The sequence below is a fragment of the uncultured Aquimonas sp. genome (genome assembly GCF_937888285.1).
In the GTDB taxonomy this organism is placed as follows: domain Bacteria; phylum Pseudomonadota; class Gammaproteobacteria; order Xanthomonadales; family Xanthomonadaceae; genus Aquimonas.
Genome location: NZ_CALART010000114.1, coordinates 42,426 through 60,724, shown reverse-complemented (window position 1 = coordinate 60,724; position 18,299 = coordinate 42,426). Strand labels below are relative to the sequence as shown.

At 69.0% G+C, this 18,299-nt stretch carries 16 protein-coding genes and 1 tRNA gene; 9 read left to right on the top strand and 8 right to left on the bottom strand.

The features are described 5' to 3' along the window. Positions 1–141 precede the first annotated feature (141 nt). Together Q0654_RS22230 and Q0654_RS22225 are read right to left on the bottom strand one after the other, a co-directional pair. Positions 142–900, bottom strand: a complete 759-nt coding sequence (locus Q0654_RS22230; protein WP_298857565.1) for a 2OG-Fe dioxygenase family protein — start codon at positions 898–900, stop codon at positions 142–144. Positions 901–1,010: 110 nt separating this feature from the next. Continuing rightward, entirely contained in the window at positions 1,011–1,553 is a 543-nt protein-coding gene (locus Q0654_RS22225) for an outer membrane beta-barrel protein (RefSeq protein ID WP_298857562.1), read from the bottom strand. A 282-nt stretch (positions 1,554–1,835) separates the two neighbouring features. Between Q0654_RS22225 and Q0654_RS22220 the strand changes: the two genes are divergently transcribed. Then, positions 1,836–2,075, top strand: a complete 240-nt coding sequence (locus Q0654_RS22220) for a hypothetical protein (RefSeq protein WP_298857559.1) — start codon at positions 1,836–1,838, stop codon at positions 2,073–2,075. A gap of 248 nt (positions 2,076–2,323) precedes the next feature. Here Q0654_RS22220 and cysC read toward each other — a convergent pair whose 3' ends face one another. Together cysC and cysD are read right to left on the bottom strand one after the other, a co-directional pair. Next, positions 2,324–4,258, bottom strand: coding sequence for an adenylyl-sulfate kinase (gene cysC, locus Q0654_RS22215; protein ID WP_298857557.1), 1,935 nt, complete (start codon positions 4,256–4,258; stop codon positions 2,324–2,326). Next, positions 4,258–5,157 carry a sulfate adenylyltransferase subunit CysD gene (gene cysD / locus Q0654_RS22210; protein ID WP_298857555.1) on the bottom strand — a complete coding sequence of 300 codons (900 nt, stop codon included), beginning with the start codon at positions 5,155–5,157 and terminating at the stop codon, positions 4,258–4,260. Before cysD ends, cysC begins: the two co-directional genes overlap by 1 nt. 127 nt (positions 5,158–5,284) lie before the next feature. On the opposite strand from cysD, the gene Q0654_RS22205 reads away from it, so the two are divergent. The 5 genes from Q0654_RS22205 to Q0654_RS22185 all read left to right on the top strand — a co-directional run bounded on the left by Q0654_RS22205 (position 5,285) and on the right by Q0654_RS22185 (position 9,573). Further along, positions 5,285–5,371: transfer RNA gene (locus tag Q0654_RS22205), tRNA-Leu, on the top strand. Between the two features lie 310 nt (positions 5,372–5,681). Beyond that, the gene (locus Q0654_RS22200) at positions 5,682–5,906 is read left to right on the top strand and encodes a hypothetical protein (protein WP_298857553.1); all 225 of its coding nucleotides are present in this window, start codon (positions 5,682–5,684) and stop codon (positions 5,904–5,906) included. A gap of 51 nt (positions 5,907–5,957) precedes the next feature. Beyond that, on the top strand, positions 5,958–7,586 hold the full coding sequence (locus tag Q0654_RS22195) for an FMN-binding glutamate synthase family protein (RefSeq protein ID WP_298857551.1): 1,629 nt from the start codon (positions 5,958–5,960) through the stop codon (positions 7,584–7,586). Between the two features lie 67 nt (positions 7,587–7,653). Then, positions 7,654–8,550: an adenylate/guanylate cyclase domain-containing protein gene (locus Q0654_RS22190; RefSeq protein WP_298857547.1), complete on the top strand. Its 897-nt coding sequence runs from the start codon at positions 7,654–7,656 to the stop codon at positions 8,548–8,550. A 99-nt stretch (positions 8,551–8,649) separates the two neighbouring features. Next, positions 8,650–9,573 (top strand): arginine deiminase-related protein, encoded by a 924-nt coding sequence (locus tag Q0654_RS22185; RefSeq protein ID WP_298857545.1) that lies wholly within the window; start codon positions 8,650–8,652, stop codon positions 9,571–9,573. Here the strand turns inward: Q0654_RS22185 and Q0654_RS22180 are convergent. The 3 genes from Q0654_RS22180 to Q0654_RS22170 form a co-directional block, all read right to left on the bottom strand. Next, the gene (locus tag Q0654_RS22180; protein ID WP_298857543.1) at positions 9,495–10,733 is read right to left on the bottom strand and encodes a TIGR03862 family flavoprotein; all 1,239 of its coding nucleotides are present in this window, start codon (positions 10,731–10,733) and stop codon (positions 9,495–9,497) included. The genes Q0654_RS22185 and Q0654_RS22180 overlap by 79 nt on opposite strands. After that, complete coding sequence (locus Q0654_RS22175) at positions 10,730–11,539, bottom strand: ion transporter (protein ID WP_298857541.1); 810 nt, start codon at positions 11,537–11,539, stop codon at positions 10,730–10,732. The genes Q0654_RS22180 and Q0654_RS22175 overlap by 4 nt, the downstream gene beginning before the upstream one ends. A 266-nt stretch (positions 11,540–11,805) precedes the next feature. Then, positions 11,806–13,197: an MBL fold metallo-hydrolase gene (locus Q0654_RS22170; protein WP_298857539.1), complete on the bottom strand. Its 1,392-nt coding sequence runs from the start codon at positions 13,195–13,197 to the stop codon at positions 11,806–11,808. A 99-nt stretch (positions 13,198–13,296) separates the two neighbouring features. Here Q0654_RS22170 and Q0654_RS22165 point away from each other — a divergent pair, with 99 nt between their 5' ends. The 3 genes from Q0654_RS22165 (at position 13,297) to Q0654_RS22155 (ending at position 17,313) form a co-directional block, all read left to right on the top strand. Next, positions 13,297–15,291, top strand: a complete 1,995-nt coding sequence (locus Q0654_RS22165; RefSeq protein WP_298857537.1) for a M13 family metallopeptidase — start codon at positions 13,297–13,299, stop codon at positions 15,289–15,291. 235 nt (positions 15,292–15,526) lie between these two features. Further along, complete coding sequence (locus Q0654_RS22160) at positions 15,527–16,675, top strand: sensor histidine kinase (protein ID WP_298857535.1); 1,149 nt, start codon at positions 15,527–15,529, stop codon at positions 16,673–16,675. Further along, a complete protein-coding gene (locus Q0654_RS22155) occupies positions 16,672–17,313 on the top strand; it encodes a response regulator transcription factor (protein WP_298857534.1) in 642 nt (213 codons plus the stop codon). The genes Q0654_RS22160 and Q0654_RS22155 overlap by 4 nt, the downstream gene beginning before the upstream one ends. Before the next feature lie 39 nt (positions 17,314–17,352). On the opposite strand, the gene Q0654_RS22150 is transcribed toward Q0654_RS22155, so the two are convergent. Further along, the gene (locus tag Q0654_RS22150) at positions 17,353–18,288 is read right to left on the bottom strand and encodes a DMT family transporter (protein ID WP_298857532.1); all 936 of its coding nucleotides are present in this window, start codon (positions 18,286–18,288) and stop codon (positions 17,353–17,355) included. Positions 18,289–18,299: the final 11 nt, after the last annotated feature.

Here is an 18,299-nt window from a genome sequence, read left to right as displayed (position 1 = left end):
CCGCCTGCAGAGACCTCGTCTGCCGACGCGCGTTAGGAGCCTGCCGCTTGATACCCGGATGAAGCATTGCGTGCCCGATGCGAATGCGGGGCACCTAAGCGTCGTGAGAAGAACATTCGCCATGGTGGGCCAGGGCCCACCCTATGAGGCTGCAGCGCTCCGCACGGCCTCGGCGCGCCTGAAGGTCAGCACCAGCACGTCACGCCAGGCCGGTGCATCCGGATCCAGCGGCTCGACTGCGGTGACGCCGTGCCAGACGCGCTGGTCATCGACGAGCGCGATATCCAGCGCTTCGGTCAGGGTAAAGGCGCCGAGCTGGGTGCCGTCGGCGGCATGGATCGTAGTGGTGCCTTCGTGGATGTTGTGGCGATCGACCAGGGCCACCAGCACGTAGTCGACACCGTCGCGATGCACGCCTTCCGGCGTCGGCTGCCCGGGCTGGCCGGGCAGGGCTTCGATGCGGAACTGATGCGCCTCGATCTGCCAGCGTTCCACCTCGGGGGCCAGCTTCGAGAACAGCGCGTGCGCGAACTCGCTGAGTGCGCGGAACGCCGCGCTGTCGGCAATGTCTGGCAGGATCGGCTGGAACCAGCGCTCGATACCGCCGTTCAGGCGGTTGTAGTGCAGGGCCTGATAGTGCGGCGCGTCTCGTAAACGCTCGATGCCGCGCGCGCGGCTGGCGGCAAACACCGCGTGCCGCCGCCGCCGGTAGCGGCCGCCGTCGGCCATGTGCTCATCGAGCCCCAGCCCGCTCCAGCTGCGGGCGAACGCCTCCCAGCCCACGTCGACCTGTGCCGGCAGCAGGGCCAGCGCCTGCGCACAAGGCAGGAAGCAGAACCCTTCGCTGCCAAGCGCAAGGAGGGTGTGATCGAGTTCATGGACTGCAGCTGAGACGTTCATGGCACAAGCCTAGACCTAGGATCGATGAGCTGCCGTGCAGGAATCGCGCATGGGAGCGAACGGAATGCGTTGGAAGCGGGGAGCGGGCGGCGGCGCCCGCTCCGCCGCGATCACTGGAAATGCAGCTCTGCCACCACCTGCACGCTGCCATCGCTGCCGCGATCGAAATCGTAGTGCGCGTAGCCGGCGCGTACTGCGAACAGATCGCTGAGGTGCCAGCGCGCGCCGGCCTCCGCCATCCAGCCGCTGTCGTCGTCGGTGACCCGGCGCGGGCCAGCGATGGTGAGCACGCTGCCATCCTCCTCGCGCTGGAACAGGCCCGCCTTGACATAGGGGCGCAGAGTGCCGCTTTGCGTGGTCCAGGTCAGGCCCAGGGACCAGAGATCGCCTTCGGTGAGATAGCCGGCATCGGCGATGTTGCTGCGTTCCAGCTCGCCAAGATCGGCCCAGGCCGCTTCGATGCCGAAGCCACGGCCGAACTGCAGGCCGGCCACCGCGGTGACCCCGGTTTCGCCCCTGGCGCCGTCGCGCGGTTCGAAGAGGGAGCGGTCCTCAAGCGCGTCGAAGGCGCCGACGCCGACGTGCCAGTCGATGGCTTGGGCCGGGGTGAGTGCGAACAGGCTGGTGAGCGCCAGCAGGGAGCGTTTGATCATGTCTGAGTCCTTTCAGAGGCGCGGCGGATGCCGCGAGGCTGAGTTTCATGAAGTCTTCACGCGTTGCGCCAGCCCCTGAAGGCGCACTGCGTGGAGCTGATTCAGCTGGGGTTTGTTTGCAGTCGCTGCCGCACTCTGCCCACAGCTCCGCGCGGCGGCGGCGAAGGGCTCGAAAGGTCCGACGCAGCGATCCGCGCTATTGGCGCAAGGCTTGTCTCGATCGCGATGTCTCTGCACAGTGGCGGCGCCGCGAGCCGCGGTCACCCCACACCGGAGCCTCTCATGCGCGCAGTTCTGCTCACTCTCGGTCTTCTGCTCGCCATTGGCGGTGGCGTCCTGGTGTCCGGCCTGATCCAGCTGGAAGGCAAGAACGAAGTGCTGCGCGTCGGCGACAAGGCGCTCGAAGTCGGCGATGGCGGCATCCGCGTGGCCGACCGCGGCGAGCAGGGCAAGACGCTCGGTTTCGTCCTGCTCGGCGTCGGCGTCGTGCTGCTGGTGGCCGGGGCGATGCGAAAGCGCTGAGCTGCGTCTTCTTCATAGGGTGGGCCCTGGCCCACCATTGCCTCACTTCAAGCACCGCCCCCGGTTCGAATGCTTGCGCGCAGGCAGTTTGATGTGTAGCGGGCATTAACCGAAGCGAGACTCAAGCGCATGGTGGGCCAGGGCCCACCCTATGAGCATAGGCTCCGCGTCCAGCGTGCGCGCTGAGCGGGTTTAGCTGCGCCGCGTTGCTTTGGGCCAGCGCACCTCGCTGATTGTCCGTAAGCTGCTCAAAGCTCGCCTTCCAGCACGCCCGCGCGTCGCAAACCCTCGATCACCGCCTCGGCCGCGACTTCGGGCGACAGCTGATCCGCCTGCAGGTGCAGCTCCGGCGATTCCGGCCGTTCGTAGGCCGAATCGATGCCGGTGAAGTTGCGCAGTTCGCCGCGTCGGGCCTTGGCGTACAGACCCTTGACGTCGCGCGCCTCGGCGACTTCTAGCGGCGTGTCGACGAAGACCTCGAAGAACTCGCCTTCGGGCAGCAGAGCGCGGGCGAAGGCACGCTCGCTGCGGAAGGGCGAGATGAAGGAGACCAGGCAGATCAGGCCGGCATCGGCCATCAGCTTCGCCACTTCGGCTACGCGGCGGATGTTCTCGACGCGGTCGGCGTCGGTGAAGCCGAGATCCTTGTTCAGGCCATGACGCACATTGTCGCCATCAAGCAGATAGGTGTGCTTGCCCAGCGCGTGCAACTGCTTCTCGACGAGGTTCGCAATGGTGGATTTGCCCGCGCCCGAGAGTCCGGTGAACCACAGCACCGCCGGTTTCTGGCCCTTCTGGCCGGCGCGCTTGGCGCGGTTGATGTCCAGCGCCTGCCAGTGCAGGTTCGACGCGCGACGCAGGGCGTGGCGCACCATCACCGCGCCGACGGTCTGGTGGCTCAGCGTGTCAATCAGGATGCCGCCGCCCAGGCCCGGATTGTCGGCATAGGCCTCGAAGGGCAGTGCGCGATCGAGCGCCAGATTGACGCGGCCGATTTCGTTCACCGCCAGGGTGCGCGCGGCAAGGTGCTCCAGCGTCTCGACGTTGAGCCGGTACTTCGGCGTGGCCGGCGTCGCCAGCGCGCTGGCGGTGCCGATCTGCAGGCGATAGGGCCGACCCGGCAGCATGGGCTGCTCGCCCAGCCACACGATGTCGACCTCGAACTGGTCGCTGGCCTCGACTGGATCGGTCGCTGCGCACAGCACATCGCCGCGGCTGGAATCGATCTCGTCCTCCAGCGCCAGCACGATGGATTGGCCCGGATGGGCGACGTCCAGTGCCTCGTCCCCGAGCCACAGCCCGCGCACCCTCGAGGTCTGGCCCGAGGGCACGCTGCGCAGACTGTCGCCGACCCGCAGCACACCGCCCTGCAGCTGGCCGGCGAAGCCGCGGAAGTCGGCATCGGGCCGCACCACCCAGCTGACCGGCAGGCGCGGCGCATGCCGTGGTCGCGGCGGCGCGGACGCCAGCTCGGCGGCCATCGATTCCAGATGCTCCAGCAGGGCCGGGCCGGCATACCAGGGCATGCGCGAACTGCGCTGCACGAGATTGTCGCCATCCACAGCGCACAGCGGGATCGGCTGCACGTGCTCCAGGCCCACGCGCGCGGCAAAGTCGGCGAAGCGTTCGACGATGCGCTCGAACGCCTCGGCATCGAAGCCTATGCGGTCCATCTTGTTCACCGCCAACACCACCCGCTGGATGCCCAGCAGGGCGGCGATGCAGGCGTGGCGCAGGGTCTGCGGCAGCAGGCCCTGCCGCGCGTCCACCAGCAGCACGGCGAGGTCACAATGGCTGGCCGCGGTCACCATGTTGCGGGTGTATTCGGCGTGGCCGGGCGAATCGGCGACGATGAAGGCGGTGCGTGCCGTGCCGAAGTAGCGCCAGGCGACGTCGATGGTGATGCCCTGTTCGCGCTCGGCCGAGAGTCCATCGAGCAGCAGGGCGTAGTCGACCTGCTCGCCGCGCGTGCCGTGGCGACGCGAGAGGAGTTCGAGAGTGGCGAGCTGGTCGTCGGGCACGCTGTCGGTCTCGAACAGCAGGCGGCCGATGAGAGTGCTCTTGCCGTCATCGACGCTGCCGCAGGTGAGCAGGCGCAGGTGCGGCCGGTGTTCGGGCGCGGGCAGGGCGATGGCGGCGGTCTCGTGCTGCGAAAAGTCTTGGCTCTGGGGCAGGGCGTTCATCAGAAGTAGCCCTCCTGCTTCTTGCGTTCCATCGATGCCGCGCCATCGCCGTCGATCAGGCGGCCCTGGCGTTCCGATGCGCGAGAGGCCGCCATTTCGGCCAGCACGGCCGGCAGATCCGCGGCCTCGCTCTCGACCGCGCCGGTCAGCGGATAGCAGCCCAGGGTGCGGAAGCGCACGCTGAGCATCTGCGGCTGCTCGCCGGGCTCCAGCGGCAGGCGCTGGTCGTCGACCATGATCCAGGTGCCCGAACGCCGCACCACCGGGCGCGGCTTGGCGAAGTACAGCGGCACTACCTCGATGTGCTCGCGCTCGATGTAGCGCCAGATGTCGGCCTCGGTCCAGTTCGAGAGCGGGAACACGCGGAAGGTCTCACCGGGCGCATGGCGCAGGTTGAACTGCTGCCACAGCTCGGGCCGCTGGCGCTTGGGCTCCCAGCGGTGGCCGGGGCTGCGGTGGCTGGCGATGCGCTCCTTGGCCCGCGAGGACTCTTCGTCGCGACGGGCACCGCCGAAGGCCGCATCGAAGCCATGGGCATCCAGCGCCTGCCGCAGGGCCTGGGTCTTCATGACGTCGGTATGCGTGGCGCTGCCGTGGGTGATCGGATTGACGCCGGCCGCCTTGCCCTCGGGGTTGGTATGGACGATCAGGTCGAGCCCGAGACGCGCGGCCAGCGCATCGCGGAAGGCGATCATCTCGCGGAACTTCCAGCCGGTGTCGATGTGCAGAAGCGGAAACGGCAGGCGACCCGGCGCGAAGGCCTTGCGCGCCAGATGCAGCAGCACGCTGCTGTCCTTGCCGATGGAATAGAGCAGCACCGGCTTGCGCGCAGCCGCCGCGGCCTCGCGGAAGATGTGCAGGCTTTCGGCTTCCAGCCGGTCGAGATGGGTGAGGGACATGGGGGCGCGCATGGGGAACTGGCGCGCAGGTTAGCCGACCGCGCTGGCCCACACGCAGCCCGATTGGTGGCAGGCATAGTCGCAAATCCTCCCAAGCGCGCACGGCACCGCTACACTGCGCGCCGCCGCCCGGATGGCGAAACCGGTAGACGCAGCGGACTTAAAATCCGCTACCTGCAAGGGTGTGCGGGTTCGAATCCCGCTCCGGGCACCACGGACCACGGTGGTTCGGTACCGCTTGCTGGGCACGCGATAGGGTGGGCCCTGGCCCACCATAGCTAACACCCCGCCGCGGTCCGTGCATCACACCGATGGTGCGGTCTGCCGATGCTGCGCCGGGCGTTGTGCGAGGGGATGAGCGTTCGGGCCGCTGCCTCGGCGCCGCAAGGATGCAGAGCGGAGCGAGCGTGGCTCTGCACGCATGCAGATCGGGGCGAGCGTTGAGCTCATGGTGGGCCAGGGCCCACCCTATGAACGTTCTGGTGGGCGGGGAGCCCTGTCGCCCGCGCTTCTGGTGAGTGCCCATGTCCTGCAATCCCGTTCGCCTTGAGTTCGAACCTGTCGCCTCGCTGGGCGCCGTGCCCGAGGGCAGCTTCGCGCTGAGCGCCGGTGACGGCTTCGAGGGCGATGTCTATGCCCACTTCCACGGGCTCACCTCGATGGACTTCGAGGAAGAGAGCCTGGCCGAGCTGGAGCAGGCGGCAGCGAACCTGCGGCCGGGCCAGGTGCTGGCGATCCGCCACCGCTGAGGCGGCTGCGGGCATCATGGGGGCCGATGTCCCTGCAGGAGTCCCTTCGCGATGCTCATCCGCTACCTGGCCTGGCTGGCCTGCATCGTCCTGGTTCCGGTCGGCGCCGCGCTCGCGCTGGCGCACGGCAACGGCTGGTGGTGGCTGTTTGCGACTGCGCTGCTGCTCAGCCTGCTGGGCCTGCGCGATGTCCTGCAAACGCCGCGGGCCCTGCTGCGCAACTACCCGCTGCTGGCGCATGTGCGCTATCTCGTCGAAGCGATCCGGCCGGAGATTCGCCAGTACCTGCTGGAAGGCGATGAAGAGCAGACGCCGTTCTCGCGCGCGCAGCGCTCGATCGTCTACCAGCGCGCCAAGAACACCCTCGACAAGCGCCCCTTCGGCACCCAGCTCGACGTCTACCGGCCGCAGTACGAGTGGATCAACCACAGCTTGCAGCCGGTCGACCTGCCCGATCACGACTTCCGCATCCGCATCGGCGGCCCGGACTGCAGCCAGCCCTACTCGGCCAGCGTCTTCAACATCTCGGCGATGAGCTTCGGTTCGCTGTCGGCGGCGGCCATCCGTGCGCTGAACTCAGGCGCCAAGCGCGGCGGCTTCTATCACGACACCGGCGAGGGCTCGATCTCGCGCTACCACCGCGAGCACGGTGGCGACCTGGTCTGGGAGATCGGTTCGGGCTACTTCGGCTGCCGCAACGACGACGGCAGCTTCAGCGAGGAGCGCTTCATCGAGAACGCCCGCGACCCGCAGGTGCGGATGGTCGAGCTGAAGCTGAGCCAGGGCGCCAAGCCGGGGCAGGGCGGCATTCTGCCGGGGGCGAAGGTGACGCCCGAGATCGCGGAAGCGCGCGGCGTGCCGGTGGGCACCGATTGCGTCTCGCCCGCGCGCCACAGCGCCTTCGATTCACCGATCGGCCTGCTCAAGTTCATTGCGCGCCTGCGTGAGCTGTCGGGCGGCAAGCCCACCGGCTTCAAGCTCGCGATTGGCCACCCGTGGGAGTGGTTCGCGATCGCGCGGGCGATGGTAGCCACCGGCATCACGCCCGACTTCATCGTGGTCGACGGCGGCGAGGGGGGCACCGGAGCGGCGCCGCTGGAGTTCACCAACCATGTCGGCGCGCCGCTGACCGAGGCCCTGATCCTCGTCCACAACACCCTGGTGGGCCTCAATCTGCGCGGGCGCATCAAGATCGGCGCGGCCGGCAAGATCATCACCGCCTTCGACATGGCGCGCACGCTGGCGATCGGCGCGGACTGGTGCAATTCGGCGCGCGGCTTCATGTTCGCGCTGGGCTGCATCCAGTCGCAGAGCTGCCATACCGACAAGTGCCCGACCGGCGTGGCCACCCAGGACCCCTTGCGGCAGCGTGCGCTGGTGGTGCCGGACAAGGCCGAGCGGGTCTACCACTTCCATCGCAACACGTTGAAGGCCCTGCGGGACCTGCTGGCGGCGGCCGGTCTGCAGCATCCCGACCAGCTGGGGCCCGAGCACATCATCCGCCGCGTTTCGGGCAACGAGATCCGCTCGCTGGCCAATCTGCACTTCTTCGTCAAGCCCGGCGAGCTGCTGGAAGCCGTGCCGAAGCATCCGGTGTTTGAGCTGTTCTGGCCGCTGGCGCGCCCCGACAGCTTCGCCGCGCCTGCGGCCGTCAAGGCCTATGAGAAGCCCGCTGCCTGAAGCGTGGCCGTGGCGGGGCCGTGTCGCGCCATGACGACGTCGCCGCCATTGCCTATGATGCGTGGCCATGAGCGCGACCCAGCCCATCTCGATCCTGTTCGCCGATGTCAGCGGCAGCACCCGGCTGTTCGAGACCCTGGGTGATGTCGAGGCACGCCGGATCATCGCCAGTGTGCTGGAAGCCCTGACCCGGATTGCCGGGGCGCACGGCGGGCGCCTGGTCAAGACCATCGGCGACGAAATCATGTGCACTTTTCCAGCGGCGGTGCAGGCGGCGCTGGCGGCCTGCGACATGCAGCGCCGGGTCAGCACCGATGCCGAGTTCACTGCCGAGAATCTGGGCATCCGCATCGGCTTCCATCACGGCGAAGCCCTGCTCGAGAATGGCGATGTCTATGGCGACGCGGTCAACGTGGCGGCCCGCATGGCGGCGCTGGCCAAGCGCGAGCAGATCGTGACTACTGCCGGCACCGTCAAGGACCTGACCATCGTCGGCGGTATCCGCTCGCGCGCGCTGGGCCGCGCGAGGGTCGCCGGCAAGCTGCTGGCGATCGAGATCGTCGACCTGATCTGGCAGGACGACACCTCGAACCTCACCACCATCCAGCGCGCGATCAAGGTCGACGACACCACCCAGGCCGGCGCGCGCCTGACCCTGCGCCACCGCGGCCGGGTGATCGAGCTGCGCGAGGACGCGCCGCCTTTCAGCATGGGCCGTGACCCCGGCTGCGGGCTGTCGATCGAGGCCGAGTGGGTCAGCCGCAACCATGCCAGCCTCGAATGCCGGCGCGGGCTGTGGGTGCTGACCGATCGCAGCACCAACGGCAGCTTCGTGCGGATCGGCGACGAGGACGAGTTGCGCGTGCACCGCAACGATCTGCCGCTGCGCCGCAGCGGCTGCATCAGCCTGGGGCAGAGCATCGCTGCGGCCAGTTCGGATCTGCTGGTGTTCGAGGTCGGCTGAGGCCCACCGCGAGCTCTGCAAGCGCTTCGACACGCGCCTGACGCGCAGCTGTCATCAGCGGCGATCAGCGTAGGCGGCAGTCCCGCAGCGGAGCCCGCCATGCGTTCCCAGCCGCAGCTGTTGATGTGCGATCCCCGGCACTTCGAAGTGCGCTACTGCATCAATCCCTGGATGCGGGCCGGGCTGGGGCGGGTCGACCCGGCGCGCGCGCGGACGCAATGGCAGGCCCTGCATCGGGCCTTGAGCCGGCAGGCCGAGGTGAGTGTATTGCCGCCAGCGCCGGGCCTCGCGGACCAGGTGTTCACCGCCAACGCGGCCCTGATCCATGGCCGGTGCGCGGTGCCGGCGCGCTTCCGTCATGGCGAACGTCAGCCGGAGCAGCCCCTGGCTGAGCGCTGGCTGCGCAGCGCCGGCTTCGAGCTGCAGCTGCCGCCGCCGGACCTGCACTTCGAGGGCACGGGTGACGCACTGTTCGAATGCGAAACGACGAGACTCTGGCTGGGGACCGGGCCGCGTTCGGATGCGCGCGCCGCGCCCTGGCTGGCGAGCACGCTGGGCATCGAAGTCGAGCCGCTGCGGTTGATCGATCCGCGCTTCTATCACCTCGATACGTGCTTCTGCCCGCTACCGCGCGGTGGCCTGCTGTGGTTCCCGCCGGCCTTCGACGAGGAGTCGCGTCTGCGCATCGAAGCGGCGTTTCCGGCCGAGCGTCGGGTGGCCGTGGTCGAGAGCGAGGCCGCGCGCTTCGCCTGCAATGCGGTCTGCCTTGACGACACGGTGTTCGGCGATGGCCTCGGTGACGCCACCGAGGCGCGGCTCGCGCATCTGGGTCTCGACGTGGTGCGAGTGCAGCTGGACGAATTCCAGAAGTCCGGCGGCTCGGCCAAATGCCTCACGCTGCGGCTCGATGTGCCGAGCGGTGCAGGGCCAGTTGCGACCCGGCGTCAGGGACGCGCCGCCAGCCAGTCCAGCGCGCCATCTGCAGCGCGCGCGCCGCTGGCGAAGCAGGCGGTCAGCAGGTAGCCACCGGTCGGCGCCTCCCAGTCCAGCATCTCGCCGGCGCAGAACACGCCGGGCAGGTCGCGCAGCATCAGGCGCGCATCCAGCGCCTCGCGGCGCACGCCGCCCGCGCTGCTGATGGCTTCATCCAGCGGGCGCGTCGCAGCGAGCTGCAGGGGCAAGGCCTTCAGTGCGGGGAGCAGAACCTCCGCATCGGCCATCGCCGATTTCGGCAGGCGTTCGTAGACCAGCGCCAGGCGGGCGCCCTCCAGGCCAAGGCGCTTGCGCAGCTTGGAGCCGGTGCTTTCGCCGCTGCGGGCGCGCTGCCAGGCGCGGCGCAGCTGCTCGAGCGAGCGCTCCGGAAACAGGTCGAGCCACAGCTCGGTGCGACCGTCGCGCTCGATCTGGCCGCGCAGGTCGGCCGACAGCGCGTAGATCAGGCTGCCCTCGATGCCGCGCTCGGTCAGCACGAACTCGCCCTGGCGATACTGGCGCTCGCCCGCGGCGTCGATCCATGCCGCCGCCACGGGCTTCACCGGCAGGCCTGCGCAGCGGGCGCGAAAATCCGCCGACCAATCGCATTCGAAGCCGCAGTTGCTGGGCGCGAGATCGCGCACTTCGACGCCGCGCGCGCGCAGCAGCTCCACCCAGGCGCCATCGCTGCCGAGCTTGGCCCAGGAGCCGCCGCCCAGCGCCAGCACCACGGCGTCGGCCATCACTTCGACGGTTCCTGCGGCGGTGTCGAAGTGCAGGCGCGTGGCCTCGATCGCGATCAGTCGATGCTGCACATGGAAGCGCACGCCCTGCTCGCGCAGCCGCCGCACCCAGCCGCGCAGCAGGGGCGCAGCTTTCAAGTCGTTTGGAAACACCCGGCCCGAGCTGCCGACGAAGGTCTCGACGCCGAGCCCGCGCGCCCACTCGCGCAGGGCATTCGCGTCGAAGCGTTCAAGCCAGGGCTGCACCCAGGCGGCGGCCTCGCGATAGCGCGCGACAAAGGGCGCGAAGGACTCCGAGTGGGTGAGGTTCAGGCCGCCCTTCCCGGCGATCAGGATCTTGCGGCCGACCGAGCCCATGCGCTCGTACAGATCGACCTCGGCACCGGCGGCGCGCAGGTGCTCGGCGGCGATCAGCCCGGCGGGGCCGCCGCCGACCACGGCCACGCGCGCGGCACGTCGTTCACTCACGCCTTGCCGTCCGAGGCCTCAAGCCGCTGCGACAGGCGCGCGATCTCGGCGCGCAGCGCGCGCACTTCCTCGACCAGGGGTTCCTCGCCCTTGGCCACGGCTTCCTCGACGACGCGCTCACGATCGGCGTCGATCTCCGCCTGCATGGCCGACACCACAACGCCGATGAACAGGTTCAGGGCGGTGAAGCTGGTGGCGAGGATGAAGGGGATGAAGAACAGCCAGGAGTAGGGGTAAACCTCCATCACCGGCCGCACGATGCCCATCGACCAGCTTTCCAGCGTCATCACCTGGAACAGGGTGTAGAACGAGGCGGCCACGCTGCCGAACCACTCGGGGAAGGCCTCGCCGAACAGCTTGGTCGACATCACCGCGCCGACGTAGAAGATCAGCATCAGCAGCAGGACGATCGAAGCCATGCCGGGCATGGCACCCAGCAGCGCACCGACCACGCGCTTCAGCGAGGGCACGATGGTGATCAGGCGCAGCACGCGCAGGATGCGCAGCGCGCGCAGCACCGACAGCGGGCCGGAGGCTGGCAGCAGGGCGATCGCCACGACCACGAAGTCGAACACGTTCCAGGGGTCGCGGAAAAAGCGCAGCCCGCGGACGTAGAGTTTGGCGGCAAGCTCCATGCAGAAGATCGCCAGCGCCGCCTTGTCCAGCATCAGCAGCCAGTCGCCAAAGCGCGCCATCACCCGCGCATCGGTCTCCAGCCCGAGAGTGATGGCGTTGATCAGGATCACCGCCAGCACGAAGCGTTCGGTGAAGGGGTGGGCAAGCGCGCGTTCGAGCAGGGCCTTCATGGCGAGGGGCAGGGTCGGGGAGGGGAGCGCATTCTAGGGCTGCGCTGCGCGCTGCGCGCTGCGCGCGCGGGATTCGGGATTGGGGATTCGTTTGAAGCCGGGATTGGGGATTCGGGATTCGGGATTCGTGAGGAGGTGGTCGCGAGCTTCCAAGCTGCCGCCCCCTTCAGCATGCAGAGAGGCGGCGAGTGTCCTCGTCCCAGATGCGTGCCCAGCCGCATCGACCTTCGGTCGAATCCCGAATCCCGAATCCCCAATCCCGGCTCTCACACATCAAACTGCTCGCCCGCCTCCGGCACCCGCACATCGCAGCCGTACTGCTCGCCAAGGCGCACCCGCAGGCCTTCACGGGCTTCGTCTTCGCCGTGCACCAGCAGCACCCGCGGATGCAGGGGGATCTGCCCGTACCACTGGCTCAGGCCGTTCTGGTCGGCGTGGGCCGACAGGCCGCCGATGGTGTGGCGGCGCGCCTTGACGCGGATGCGCTCGCCGAAGATGTCGACGAAGTCGGCGCCGTCGACCAGGCGCCGGCCCAGGGTGCCGCGGGCCTGGTAGCCGACGAAGACGACGTGGGCGTTCTCGCGCCAGAGGTTGTGGCGCAGGTGGTGGCGGATGCGGCCGCCGTTGCACATGCCGCTGCCGGCAATGATCACGCAGCCGCCGCCGCGCTGGTTGAGCGCCTGCGAGTCCTGCACGCTGCTGACGAGACGCAGGTTGGGCAGGCCGAAGGGGTTGCCGCTGCCGTTCCAGGCGGCGCGGGCCGGTGAGTCCAGCAGTGCCTTGTGGCGCGCATAGGTTTCAGTGACTTTGAGCGCCATCGGTGAGTCGAGATAGACCTGCCAGCGGTCGAGGTGCCAGCGCTCGTAGTTCTCGGCCATCCAGTACAGCAGCTCCTGGCTGCGGCCCACGGCGAAGGCCGGGATCAGCACGTTGCCGCGCTCGTGGGCAGCGATGTCGAAGACTTCACCCAGTTCGTCGATGGTGGAGTCGCGCGTGCGGTGCAGGCGGTCGCCATAGGTGCTCTCAAGCAGCACCAGGTCGGCCTTGGGTACGGGTGCAGGGTCGCGCATGATCGGTGTGCCGCGCGGGCCGATGTCGCCCGAGAACACCAGGGTGCGTGGGCCCTTCGGCGTCTCGCCGGTCAGGCTGACCGAGGCCGAACCGAGGATGTGGCCGGCGTCGCGCAGGGTCAGGGTCAGGCCCGGCAGGATCTCGGTGGGCTCGTCGTAGTCCAGTGCGCGCAGCAGGCGCAGGGCATCGGCGACGTCGCCCAGCGAGTACAGGGGCTCGGCGTCGGGCTCCTCGCCGGCGCGCAGCTTGCGGCGGTTGTCGCGTTCGGCATCGGCGGCGGCCAGGCTGGCGGAGTCTTCCAGCATGATCCGCGCAAGATCGGCGGTGGCGCGATGTGTATAGACAGGCCCGGAGTAGCCGCGCTTCACCAGCAGCGGCAGTCGGCCGAGGTGATCGATATGGGCATGGCTGATCACCACGGCATCCAGGCGCTTCAGGTCGAACGGGAAGGCATCGCGATTGCGCTGCGTTTCCTCATGCCCGCCCTGGATCATGCCCACGTCCAGCAGCACCTGCTGGCGGCCGAATTCGAGCAGATGGCAGGAGCCTGTGACTTCGCCGGCGGCGCCGTGGATGGTGATGCGCATTCGAACCTCGCAGCGTGGGGGCTGGCACGATCATAGCGCCGCCGACTTCGTGGCCCGCACCGCTACACTGTGCGCCCCCCGAAGTTCGCAAGGCTGCACATGTTCCCTGGAGATTCCGCACTGCTGCTCCGCGTTGCCGCGATCGGCCTGCTCGGCCTGTTCGCCCCTGTCATCAGTCGCGCCGATGCCGCGCTCGACCCGCGCCAGCGCGACGCCAGTACTGCCGCCTGCATGGATTTCTACCAGCACGCGAACGGCGGCTGGCTGGGTGCAACGCCGGTGCCATCGGGGCAGGCCAGCATCGGCTATACCGATGAAGTGCGCAGCCTGCACGCGATGCGTCAGCGCGACCTGCTGCGCGGCTTCGCCGAGGCGCCTGCGAATCCGCTGGACACCAGCATCGCCCGCGCCTATGCGCTGGGCATGGACGGCGCCGCGATCGATGCGCTGGGCGTCGGCCCGGCAGCCCCCTTTCTTTCCAGGATCGATGCGCTGAGCAAGCCGCGCGATCTGCCTGCGCTGATCGCCGAGCTGCACGGCTGGGGCGCGCCGATCCTGTTCGCCTTCTCCGCCGCGCCCGATCTGGAGCGGCCCGAGCAGCTCATCGCCTACGCCAACCAGGGTGGCCTGGGCCTGCCGGATCGCGACTACTACCTGCGCGAGGACGCTCCCGCGGTCGAGCTGCGCGAGGCCTATCGCGCCTATGTCGAGCGTCTGCTGGTGCTCGCCGGCCGGCCTGAGGCCTCGGCCGAGTCGCAGCGCGTGCTCGCGCTGGAGCTGGAGCTCGCCCGCGCCTCGCTGTCACTGGAGCAGCTGCGCGACCCGCGCAACAGCTACCGGCTGGTCGGCGTGCGCGAGCTTGAGCGCGCGCAGCCCAACCTGCGCTGGCGCGACTATCTGCGCGGGCAGGGCCTGCGCGGGCTGGATCGCATCTCGCAGGCGCACGCCAGCTTCTTCAGCGCGCTGAACGCGCGCTTCGCGTCGCAGCCCTTGGCCGACTGGCAGTCCTACCTGCGTTTCCATGTGCTGCATGCCGCCGCGCCTTTCCTCGGCCAGCCCTACACCGAGGCCCACGACCGCCTGTTCCTTGAGACCCTGTCGGGCCAGCCCGCGCCTTCGCGCGAGGCGCGGGTGCTGCAGTTCCTGCAGGCCAGCCTGGGCGAGGCCCTGAGCCAGCGCTATGCCCGTGCCCACTTCGAGCCGGCGCGTCGCGAGGCCGCGCTGGCGCTGAGCGAAGGCGTTCGCGCCCAGCTGCGCGCGCTGGTCGAGGGCGCCAATTGGTTGAGCGAGGCCGGGCGCAACGCCGTGCTGGCCGACATCGACGGCCTGGCGATCGCGCTGGGCGGCCCGGCCGAGACGGTTTGGGAGGGCTTTGAACTGAAGGCCACGAACTGGCCCGAGGCCGCGCTGGCGCTGTCGCGCACCCGCCACCAGCGCGAGCTGGCTGCGCTCGGCAAGCCGCCGCGCGCGCTCTGGCCGGTGCCGTCCTCCAGCCTGCAGGTCAGCTACCAGGCGGCGACCCATACCCTGTACCTGCCGGCGGCCCTGCTGTCGTCGCCGCTGTTCGAGCCCGCAGGCGATGCCGCGCTGAATCACGGCGTCGCCGGCGCACTCGTCGCGCGCGGTCTGATGGGCGTGTTCGATCCCGCCTCGGGCGCGCGTCGCGGCCTGCTCAGCGAAGCGGATCGCGCGGCCTATGCCGAGCGCTCGCGCGGGTTGGTGAGCCAGTACTCGGCCTTCGCCGCGCTGGGCCCGCTGAAGGTCGATGGTGCGGCCACCTGGAACGAGAACGTGCTCGATCTGGCGGCGCTGCAGCTGGCCTACACCGCCTTTCTCGCTGCTGGCGGCGAGCGTGGCGAGACCCGCGACGGGCTGACGCCCGCGCAGCGCTTCTTCCACGGCTGGGCCCGGCTGATGCGCCGCAACTACCAGGACGAAGCCCTGCGCCTGCTGCTGGCCGCCGACACCCGTGCGCCTGCACGTTTCCGCGTCAACGGCCCGCTGCCGCACCTGTCGAGTTTCCAGGCCGCCTTCGAGTGCAAGGACGGTCAGCCCATGTTCCTGCCGGAGCCGGCGCGGGCGCGGGGGTTCTGAAGAGCTGGGATTGGGGATTGGGGATTGGGGATTCGGGATTCGACCGAAGGTCGATGCGCCGCGGGGCGTCTCTGATCTCGGAATCTTACCCGCCTCCGCTGGGCCCGCTGCTGCCAGGGCTCCGATGCTCGCGGCGGCGGTTACACGAATCCCCAATCCCCAATCCCCAATCCCGAATCCCGGCTCGTGACCACAGGCAGGGTGCCGCCGTCTTCACCCCGCCTATGATGCGGCGATGCTCGCCCGCCTGAATCCGATGCAGCTGCTGCGCTTCGCAGGCCTCTTCACCTGGGGCTGCATGGGCGTGCCGCTGCTGATCGATCTGTTCCAGCAGGACATCAGCGGCAGCGATCTGATCTGGTGGCGGGTCTGCTATCTCACCTTCGGCGTCTGCTACTGGCTGCTGACGCGCCCCCCCGGTGCCGGACCCCGCACGCGCTGGCTGCATCTGCCGCTGCTGGGCGTGCTCACGCTGTCGGCGATCGGCATTGGGCACTTCACCGGCACCGGTCTGTCCGGTGCCTTCCTGATCGTCATCGCCGGTCTGCTGCCCTGGTTCCTGTCGCTGGGCTGGGGGCTGGTCTGGCTGATCGCGCAGCACAGCGCGCTGATTCCGGTGTTCCTGCAGATCGAGGGCTTCGACTGGATCAGCGCGCCGCTGCAGGCCATGCTGCTGTTCGGTTACTCCAGCTTCGTGTTCCTCACCAGCCTGGTCGCGCGCCGGCAGATGGACGCCCGCGAGGAGCAGCGCCGCCTGAACTCGGAGCTGCGCGCCACCCGCGCCCTGCTGGCCGAAAGCTCTCGCCTCAACGAGCGCTCGCGCATCTCGCGTGAGCTGCATGACCTGCTGGGCCACCACCTCACTGCGCTCAGCCTGAACCTTGAGGTCGCCACCCACCTGTCCGATGGCAAGGCGCGCGAGCACATCAAGCAGGCGCAGTCCCTGGCCAAGCTGCTGCTCTCCGACGTGCGCGAGGCGGTCAGCCAGCTGCGCCAGGACGACGCCATCGACCTGCGCGAGGCCCTGTTCACCCTGGTCGATGGCGTGCCCTCGCTCGAAGTGCGTCTGGACGTGCCGCCCGACTTCCGCATCAGCGATCCCCATCGCGCGCAGATGCTGCTGCGCGCGACCCAGGAAATCATCACCAACGCCGCCCGTCATTCCGGCGCCGCGCGTCTCGATCTGCGCATCGCCAGTGATGCCGGCGGGGTGCTGCTGGAGGCGCGCGATGATGGCCGTGGCGCGGACGCGGTACAGGCCGGCAACGGCCTGCGCGGCATGCGCGAGCGCGTTGCCGAATTCGCCGGCACACTTGAGATCGACACCTCGCCGGGCCAGGGCTTTGCCCTGCGCCTGCACCTTCCCGTGGAGACACCCGCATGATCCGCGTCTGCCTGGTCGATGACCAAACCCTGGTGCGCCAGGGCATCCGTTCCCTGCTTGAGCTTTCCGACAACATCCGCGTCGTCGCCGAGGCCAGCGACGGCAAGCAGGGCCTGGAGAAGATCGACGAGGTCAAGCCGGACGTGGTCCTGCTCGACATGCGCATGCCGGTGATGACCGGCATCGAGACCCTTCAGCACCTGAGCGAGCGCGGCTCGATGCCGGCGACGATCATCCTGACCACCTTCGACGACGACCAGCTGGTCCTGCAGGGCATCAAGCTCGGCGCCCGCGGTTACCTGCTAAAGGACGTCTCGCTGGAGCAGCTGGTCGACGCGGTGCAGACCGTCGCCGCCGGTGGCTCGCTTGTGCAGCCGGTGGTGACCCAGCGCCTGCTGTCGGGCCTTGAGCGCATGCAGAACGACTTCACCAGCCTCGACCGCCCCGACCCGCTGACCGACCGCGAAACCGAGATCCTGCGGCTCATGGCGGGCGGCTACAGCAACAAGGAAATCGCCAACTCGCTGGGCGTGGCCGAGGGCACGGTCAAGAACCACGTGTCCAACATCCTCAGCAAGCTCGGCGTGCGCGATCGCACCCGTGCGGTGTTGAAGGCCTTCGAGCTCAAGCTCGTATAGACATTGTGCTGCGCGTGGGCCGAGGTTGGTGCGCCGCGCTCAGCCGATGTCCTTGGCCTCGCCCACGCCGGCGTTCTCGGCATGTGTCGGCTGGCGAGGACGGCGCAGCAGCGGCTGCGCGAACACCGCGAGCAGCAGGATCGCCACGCCGGCGTAGAAGCTCGCATCCAGCTCGCGCTGCTCGTTGAACAGCAGCATCGCCAGCAGGATCGCGTAGACCGGCTCCAGATTGATCGCCATCTGCGCCGAGAAGGCGCTCATTTGGCGCAGTGCCACCAGGCTCAGGGTGAAGGGCAGCAGGGTGCAGCCCAGCGACAGCGCCAGCAGGAAGGCGAAGTCCTTGCCGCCGGGAATCAGTCCGCCCTCGGCCGGCAGCGGAAACGCGAGCAGCAGCAGCGGCGCCAGCAGGGTGAGGGTCAGGGTGCCGGCGCCCAGCTCGATGGCCGTGACCGTCAGCGGCTCGCCGTCCTCGACATAGCGTTTGTTGAGCGCCGAGAAGAAGGCCACGATGAAGGCCGACAGCGCGCCCATCGCGATGCCCGCACGCATCTCCACCGGTACGCCGCCAACCACCAGCGCCACGCCCGGCAGCACGGCCACACCCAGCGCCAGCTCGCCGCGCGAGAACGGCCGCTTGGCGATCCAGGGCTCGATGAAGGCCAGGAACACCGGCCCCAGCGCCATGCAGGTCGCGCCGACCGAGGCATTCGAGAGCTTGATCGAGCCGTAGAAGGTCAGCCAGTGCAGGGCGACCAGCGCACCAATGCCGGCATAGATCCACACCTGCCGAGCGCGCATCCGGCGCAGGCTGCGCCAGACCGCCGGCACCAATGCCAGCGCGGCCGTCACCAGCAGCATCCGCCACCACACCAGCGGCAGCGCGGTCAGCGTGATCAGCTTGCCGAGAATGGCGGTGAAGCCCCAGAGCATCACGCAGAAATGGATCTGCAGCTGGGCGCGGGTTGCAGGCGTCATTGCCACGGCAT

Excerpts from the sequence above, each read along its gene's own strand:
- Q0654_RS22230 (WP_298857565.1), bottom strand. The coding sequence starts at position 900 with ATGAACGTCTCAGCTGCAGTCCATGAACTCGATCACACCCTCCTTGCG.
- Q0654_RS22225 (WP_298857562.1), bottom strand. The coding sequence starts at position 1,553 with ATGATCAAACGCTCCCTGCTGGCGCTCACCAGCCTGTTCGCACTCACC.
- Q0654_RS22220 (WP_298857559.1), top strand. The coding sequence starts at position 1,836 with ATGCGCGCAGTTCTGCTCACTCTCGGTCTTCTGCTCGCCATTGGCGGT.
- cysC (WP_298857557.1), bottom strand. The coding sequence starts at position 4,258 with ATGAACGCCCTGCCCCAGAGCCAAGACTTTTCGCAGCACGAGACCGCC.
- cysD (WP_298857555.1), bottom strand. The coding sequence starts at position 5,157 with ATGTCCCTCACCCATCTCGACCGGCTGGAAGCCGAAAGCCTGCACATC.
- Q0654_RS22200 (WP_298857553.1), top strand. The coding sequence starts at position 5,682 with ATGTCCTGCAATCCCGTTCGCCTTGAGTTCGAACCTGTCGCCTCGCTG.
- Q0654_RS22195 (WP_298857551.1), top strand. The coding sequence starts at position 5,958 with ATGCTCATCCGCTACCTGGCCTGGCTGGCCTGCATCGTCCTGGTTCCG.
- Q0654_RS22190 (WP_298857547.1), top strand. The coding sequence starts at position 7,654 with ATGAGCGCGACCCAGCCCATCTCGATCCTGTTCGCCGATGTCAGCGGC.
- Q0654_RS22185 (WP_298857545.1), top strand. The coding sequence starts at position 8,650 with ATGCGTTCCCAGCCGCAGCTGTTGATGTGCGATCCCCGGCACTTCGAA.
- Q0654_RS22175 (WP_298857541.1), bottom strand. The coding sequence starts at position 11,539 with ATGAAGGCCCTGCTCGAACGCGCGCTTGCCCACCCCTTCACCGAACGC.
- Q0654_RS22170 (WP_298857539.1), bottom strand. The coding sequence starts at position 13,197 with ATGCGCATCACCATCCACGGCGCCGCCGGCGAAGTCACAGGCTCCTGC.
- Q0654_RS22165 (WP_298857537.1), top strand. The coding sequence starts at position 13,297 with ATGTTCCCTGGAGATTCCGCACTGCTGCTCCGCGTTGCCGCGATCGGC.
- Q0654_RS22160 (WP_298857535.1), top strand. The coding sequence starts at position 15,527 with ATGCTCGCCCGCCTGAATCCGATGCAGCTGCTGCGCTTCGCAGGCCTC.
- Q0654_RS22155 (WP_298857534.1), top strand. The coding sequence starts at position 16,672 with ATGATCCGCGTCTGCCTGGTCGATGACCAAACCCTGGTGCGCCAGGGC.
- Q0654_RS22150 (WP_298857532.1), bottom strand. The coding sequence starts at position 18,288 with ATGACGCCTGCAACCCGCGCCCAGCTGCAGATCCATTTCTGCGTGATG.